Origin of the sequence: Burkholderia sp. Se-20373 (assembly GCF_017104705.1) — a bacterium.
In the GTDB taxonomy this organism is placed as follows: Bacteria; Pseudomonadota; Gammaproteobacteria; order Burkholderiales; family Burkholderiaceae; genus Burkholderia.
On sequence record NZ_JAAGPH010000114.1, the window covers coordinates 20,754 to 27,156 of the forward strand.

The 6,403-nt window shown below is 68.5% G+C and carries 5 protein-coding genes and 2 pseudogenes; 4 read left to right on the forward strand and 3 right to left on the reverse strand.

From position 1 onward, the window contains the following. Positions 1-90 precede the first annotated feature (90 nt). From G3N96_RS28610 to G3N96_RS28620, 3 genes are all read left to right on the forward strand, one after another. Positions 91-1,503, forward strand: a complete 1,413-nt coding sequence (locus G3N96_RS28610; protein ID WP_206139259.1) for a DUF2957 domain-containing protein — start codon at positions 91-93, stop codon at positions 1,501-1,503. A 149-nt stretch (positions 1,504-1,652) separates the two neighbouring features. Continuing rightward, positions 1,653-2,894, forward strand: a complete 1,242-nt coding sequence (locus G3N96_RS28615) for a DUF2957 domain-containing protein (RefSeq protein WP_206139260.1) — start codon at positions 1,653-1,655, stop codon at positions 2,892-2,894. 18 nt (positions 2,895-2,912) lie between these two features. Continuing rightward, positions 2,913-3,746, forward strand: coding sequence for an OmpW family protein (locus G3N96_RS28620; protein ID WP_206139261.1), 834 nt, complete (start codon positions 2,913-2,915; stop codon positions 3,744-3,746). Between the two features lie 184 nt (positions 3,747-3,930). On the opposite strand, the gene G3N96_RS28625 is transcribed toward G3N96_RS28620, so the two are convergent. Beyond that, complete coding sequence (locus G3N96_RS28625; RefSeq protein ID WP_206139262.1) at positions 3,931-4,860, reverse strand: LysR family transcriptional regulator; 930 nt, start codon at positions 4,858-4,860, stop codon at positions 3,931-3,933. A gap of 97 nt (positions 4,861-4,957) precedes the next feature. Between G3N96_RS28625 and G3N96_RS28630 the strand changes: the two are divergent. Beyond that, positions 4,958-5,800 (forward strand): annotated as a pseudogene (locus tag G3N96_RS28630) (MFS transporter); the annotation flags it as partial. Here the strand turns inward: G3N96_RS28630 and G3N96_RS28635 are convergent. Both G3N96_RS28635 and mdcG read right to left on the reverse strand, forming a co-directional pair. After that, a pseudogene (locus G3N96_RS28635) lies at positions 5,797-5,958 on the reverse strand (triphosphoribosyl-dephospho-CoA synthase); the annotation flags it as partial. The pseudogenes G3N96_RS28630 and G3N96_RS28635 sit on opposite strands and share 4 nt — an antisense overlap. Further along, the coding region (gene mdcG, locus G3N96_RS28640) for a malonate decarboxylase holo-[acyl-carrier-protein] synthase (protein WP_206139263.1) at positions 5,955-6,403 on the reverse strand (449 nt) is incomplete at its 5' end. The gene mdcG and the pseudogene G3N96_RS28635, both read right to left, overlap by 4 nt.

Below are 6,403 nucleotides of genomic sequence, written 5' to 3' on the forward strand. Positions count from 1 at the left end.
AATCGCCTTTTTTAGACGGGTTCATCAATTGACAGCAAAAATCAAGGCGGCGACATTAGCTCGCACAATTAAACGATTGGAGACAGCGGCATGTCGCACACCTTATCGAAGGGGGTGGCAACGGCCTTTGCCATTGCCCCTTTCCTGGTTGCATGTGGTGGGGGGGACGGCGGCGCACCCGCGCCGATCAATGCGCCCCAATGTTCCGGATCGAGCTGCGGCACGCAAGGGCCGCCGCCGTCGCAGCCCATCAACGGTGCGCTGTGCCCGGCCAACGCCGACATCGTGAAGAGCACGTACCTCGGCGGCGCCGGTAGCGGCGAGATCGTCAGCGTCAACATCGACGCGGTGGCGATGACCTACACGCTCAAGTGGCTCGAATCGCCGATTCCGCTCGCGACCGGCACGGTCACGCCGAGCCGTGCCGGCACGACGATCACCGGCGCAGTCATGCACCCGCCGACCGGCGTGCTGCCGACCGCGGAGCAGACGCGCTGCGCGTTCATCCTGACACCCGGCACGGGCAAGGCGCCGAGCGGCGCCACGTACTCGACGGCCGCCGACTTCAACCAGGCGAACCCGCCGATGCTGCTGGTCGGCATGGGCGTCGCGGGCGGCGGCATTCCGGGGGCCACGGTCCAGTACGACGGGCTGACGATCATCCCGGGCGTGCTGCAAAACGTCGGCCAGGTGCCGAACCGTCACTTCGACTTCTACCCGTTCCTCGGCTTCGCGAGCACGACAACGGATATCTCGAAGCTGCCGGGCACGTACAACGCGCTGATCTATCACCTCGTGCCGTCGGGCAACTATGCGACGAAGGGCACGAACTCGAGCGAGACGTTCGACGCGAACGGCGCGTGTACGTCGACGAGCACGGGCGGCTGCCAGACGACCGGCAACCCGTGGACCGTGAACACCGCGAACGGCGGCTACTTCGACAGCGCGAAAGCGCCGCAGACGCTGCCGCAAACGCAGCTGCCGCTCGTCGGCGCGACCGGCAAGTCGGCGACCGCGCACATGGTGATCGGCCAGCTCAACGGCGCGACGGTGCCGGTGATCGTGCGAACGGGCAACGTGAATCTCGGCACGCCGCCGCTGCACAGCGACGCGCAGGTCGACGACGAATCGGGCATCGCGGTGCTCGGCGCGGCGACGGCGATCACGTCGGGCGCGATCGACGGCGGCTACGCGGGCGCGGATTCGAACTTCAAGTACACGGCCGCGCTGATCCGCGGCAGCAACGCGTCGTTCATCAACCCATCCACGCAGGTCGAGGAAGACGGCTTCACGCTCGACTACGGCCAGGCGACGCCGGGCCTGCTGAACGCGACGACGATTCCGAAGAGCGGCACGGCCGCTTCGGGCGTGGTGATCGCGACGGGCGGCCTGTATGCGGCGCTGATCCAGGGCACGGTGAACGGCGGCGTCACGCCGACGTCGGCGAATTCGACGACGTCATCGACCCCGTACTTCGGCGTGGGCGCGCAGATCAGCAAGTAGCGACGAGGGCGCGACGGCGGGCTGACCGCCGTCGCGTGACGCAGGGAAGGCACGAAGGCGCTCGGCACGGCGCAAGCAGGACGAGCACGACCAACAGAAGCGGCCGACAGGGAGCTGGCCGCCGCACAAGACAAATCTGGAGGAGCAACATGAAGCGCAACCTCATTCTGGCGGCGGCCTTTGCCGCCCCCCTTCTTTCCGCTTGCGGCGGCGGCAGCGACAATCCGCCGCCGCTCGTCGAAGACCGGCTTTGCCCCGCCACGCTCGACTACAACACCGTGTTCACGGGCGGCGCGGGCAGCGGCGAGCTCGCGAAAGTCCAGCTCGACACGACCAAGATGACCTGGCAGGTCACCTACGTCGAATCGGCCGTCCCGCAAAAGACCGGCACCGTCGTACCGACCCGCGCGGGCACCGTCGACAGCGGCACGCTCACGCAGGAAACGCTGCTGCCGACCAACAAGCTGAACCAGTGCGCGTTCCGGCTGAACGGCGCGAGCCTCGATGCGTCGCGTCCGGCACGCATCTTCGTCGGCTTCGGCGTCGCGGGCGGCACGATCCCCGGCAAGGAAATCCAGTTCGACGGCGTGCTCGGCCAGGCCGCGGTGCCCGATACGAAGTTCCCGTACTACCCGTTCATCGGCTTCTCGTCGATCGAAACCGACATCACGAAGGTCGCGGGCACGTACAGCCACGTCGGCTTCGGCGAAGTGCCGTCGCAGAAGTTCGCGCCTGCGTCGATCGACGCGAAGGTGACGATCAACGCGGACGGCACGTGGACCAAGTGCGACACGACCGGCCAGTTCGCCGGCGGCGCGTGCACGCAGCAAGGCACGAACTTCGTGCAGTCGGCCGACGGCAGCGGCGCATTCCAGTCGAACAACTACGCGAGCCAGCTGAAGCCGACGCTGTCGGCGACGCCGCAGGGCAAGGGCTTCATGATCGTCGGCAAGCTGCGCAACCAGCTCGTGCCGATCCTCGTGCGCACGGGCGTCGCGAACCCGAACCCGACGCCCGACAGCAACGGCGTGCCGGGCCTCACGGCCGACGACGAATCGAGCATCTCGATCCTCGCGCCGCAGACGGCGATCGCGCTCGGCTCGCAGAACGGCGAGTACATCGGCGTCGACAGCCAGTTCGACTACCGGACCACCGCGCTGATCGACAAGCAGGCCACGCTGCTCGATCCGTTCAACGCGTCGCAGGCCTCGCTCGCGACCGCGCTCGATCTCGACTACACGCAGAAGGTGCCGGGCACGGTCACGACGATTCACACGGGCTCGGGCAGCACGTCGCCGACCGGCAAGTTCATCTTCACGGGTGGCGTGTTCGGTTTCCTCGACAACGCGGGATCGACGCCGTATTTCACGATCGGCGCATTCGTCCAGTAAGCGGAGGGAACAGCCGTGATGAAGAAGACCCTTCTCTGCGCGGCGGCCGGTGCCGCCGCCGTGGCGCCGTTCGCGGCACACGCGCAGAGCGCCGGCAGCAACGTCGTGACGCTGGGCTGGTTCCACATCATGCCGCAGCAGAGCAGCACGCCGATGACGACCAACGTCGCGCCGACGCCGATCAACACGCCGCTGCGGCTGCCGCCGTCGTTCACGTCGCCGGGCACCGGGCTGCACACGAGCGGCGCGGACACCGTCGGCCTGACGGTCAGCCACTTCCTGACCGACCATATCGCGGTGACATCGGTGGCCGGCGTGCCGCCGGTGTTCAAGGTGTCGGGCCAGGGCACGATCAAGCCGCCGGGCCCGGCCGGCGCGCTCGGCACGCAGAACATCGGGCTGGGCTCGGTCAACCCGATCGTGAAGAGCGTGCGGCAGTGGAGCCCGGCGGCGATCCTGCAGTACTACTTCGGGGCGGCGAATGCGAAGTTCCGGCCGTTCCTCGGCCTCGGCGTGTCGTACAACTGGTTCAGCGACCTGCAGCTCAACACGAACTTCATCAAGCAGACGCAGGACAACCTCGGCGCGGTTCTCGCGGCGGGCGCGGGCAAGCCGGGTACGACATCGGTGGAGGCGAAGGCGTCGTCGTCATGGCAGCCGGTGTTCAACGCGGGCCTGCAGTACAACATGACGGAGCATTTCGGGCTGATCGCGTCGGTCACGTACATCCCGCTGAAGACGACGTCGACGGTGACGATCAAGGCGGCCGACGGCACGGTGCTCTCGGAGTCGAAATCGGACCTGAAGGCCGACCCGATCATCAGCTACGTCGGGATGACGTACAAGTTCTGAGCGCGGCGACGGACGACGAAGGGAAGGCCGCGACAAAATCGCAGGCAAAAAAAAGCCCGCCTAAGAGGCGGGCTGAATCCATATCAGAGGAGACATGGAGGAGACAGGTGCAACTATAGCGAATCGGTTTCCGCAATGCAACATTTCCGTAGAGAAAATAAGGATTTTCCCTCGAATGCCGCCTCTAGACCGCCTGTACTGCATCTGACCCCACCCTGTTTACCCGGTCGAGCACTTCGCCCAGCGCATCGCGCAGCAGCGCGACGGGCCGCACCAGCCGGCCCGGCAGCGCGCCGTGCACGATCCACACGTTGATCCGCGTCTCCAGCCCCACCGTTTCCACCACCCTCAGCGCATCGCGATGCGCGCTGCGCGCCAGCGCGTTCGGCGCGGCAATGCCGATGCCCGCGCCGCGCGCGACGAGCGACAGCTGCAGCTCCGAGCCGAACGCCTCGACCGCGACGTCGAACGGCAGCCCGGCCGCGCCGAGCATGCGGCTCAGCGCCGAACGCATCCCGCAGCCGTCCTGGCTCAGCACCCACGGAAAACCCGACAGCGTGTCGATCGACAGCGGACCGTCCGGCAGCGGATAGTCGCGCGCGGCAACGAGCACCGTCGGCTGCGTGCCGATCAGCGTCGACGTGAACGTGTCGGGGAGTGCCGAACTGGCCGGCACCATCACGGCCGCGACGTCGAGCGTGCCCCGCTCGACGCCTTGCATCAGCGCCGGCGACCAGCCGGCCGTCACCCGCAGCGTGAGGCGCGGAAACGCGTCACGCAACCGGTCGATCGGCTGCTCGAGCGCCAGCTCGGACAGGAACGGCGGCACGCCGATGCGCAGCTCGCCCGACGGCTCGCTGTCCGGCGCGCCCGCCGCCATCAGCTCGTCGACCGCGCCCAGCACGTTGCGCGCGAGCGCATAGACTTCGCGCCCGGCGGCGGTCGGCTTCAGCGGCTTGCTTTGCCGTTCGAGCAGCGGCATGCCGAGCAGCGTTTCGAGGTTCTGCACGCGCCGTGTCAGGCCCGGCTGCGTCAGGTGGAGCTTCGCGGCCGCGGCGACCATCGACCCGCTGTCGACCACCGCGACGAATGCCTGGAGATCACGCGTATTCAAAACAAACTCGCATAATCATGTTAGAGATATTTCAATTGTCGCATAAACATCCGGCACCTACGATGGGGACTCCTTCGACCCATTTGCCAAGCTTCCGATGAACTGCCCTGCCAATCCTTGCCCTGCCGCCGCGCGCCCGCCCGTCAGCGCGCCGGCCGGCACGCCGCCCGCGCTGAGCGCCGGCATGACGCTGTTCTTCGCCGCGACGGTCGGCGTGATCGTGATGGACCTGTTCGCCGCACAGCCGCTGACGGGCCCGATCAGCGCCGACCTGCACCTGCCGCCCGGCCTGGCCGGCCTCGTCGCGATGCTGCCGCAGCTCGGCTACGCGGCCGGGCTCGTGCTGCTCGTCCCGCTCGTCGACCTGCTCGAGAACCGCCGCCTGATCGTCACGACGCTGGCCGCGTGCGCGGCTGCGCTCGCGCTGCCGGCGTTCACGCGGTCGGGCACCGTCTTCCTGCTGGCGACGCTCGTGGCCGGCGCCGCGTCGAGCGTGATCCAGATGCTCGTGCCGATGGCCGCTTCGATGGCGCCCGAGGCGCAGCGCGGCCGCGCGGTCGGCAACGTGATGAGCGGGCTGATGCTCGGCATCCTGCTGTCCCGGCCGCTCGCGAGCCTGATCGCGGGCTCGGCCGGCTGGCGCGGGTTCTACGTGCTGGCCGCGCTCGCGAATGCCGCGATCGCCGTGGTGCTCGCGTTGCGCCTGCCGTCGCGCACACCGTCGATCTCGGCCGGCTATCGCACGCTGCTCGCGTCGATGGGGCGCCTGCTGGCCGACGAGCCGGTGCTGCGCCGGCATGCGCTGTCGGCCGCGCTCGCGATGGCCGCGTTCAGCGCTTTCTGGACGGCGGTCGGGCTGCGGCTCGCACAACCGCCGTTCGGCCTCGACCTGCACGGCATTGCGCTGTTCGCGTTCGCCGGCGCGAGCGGCGCGATCGTCGCGGCGTCCATGTCGGTTTGACTGCCGGTGTCGACGTGACTGACGAGCCCCGGCTTAGGATAGGTCTCGATCTCGAGCACGAGGCTGCGCTCGGCCAGTTCGGCGATGCGCTCGGCCTCGGACGGCGCCGGTATGCGGCAGGCGCCCCATGCGCTCATCGCGCACCTCCGATGAACGCGTCGGCCGGCATCAGTTCGACGGTGATCGCGGTCTTGACCGCGACGTCAGGCTGCCGCGCGTGCAGTTCGCGCCAGTTGACGCCCGCGCCGTCGTCGCGCAGCAATTCGCCGTCGATGCGCATCGGCGCACGCGCGTCGATCGCCGCGAGGCCGTCGAGCAGCGGCGCGAGCGATGCAGGGTCCGGCAGCGGGAACACGACGTCGAGATCGGACGACGCCCCCAGGTAGGGTTCGCCCGTCAGCGCCTGCCATGCAAGGCTGCCGAACACGCGGCCCTGCACGCCGTAACGCGCGCCGAGCGCATCGAGCGCGCGCAACGCCGTGCGCCATGCGTCGGGCGCGGCGGCGAGCACGCCGGACAACGCGGGCAGGGGGCCGGCCGGGCGGAGAGATGGGAAGGGCGGCGGGGAGGGAACAGGGGTTT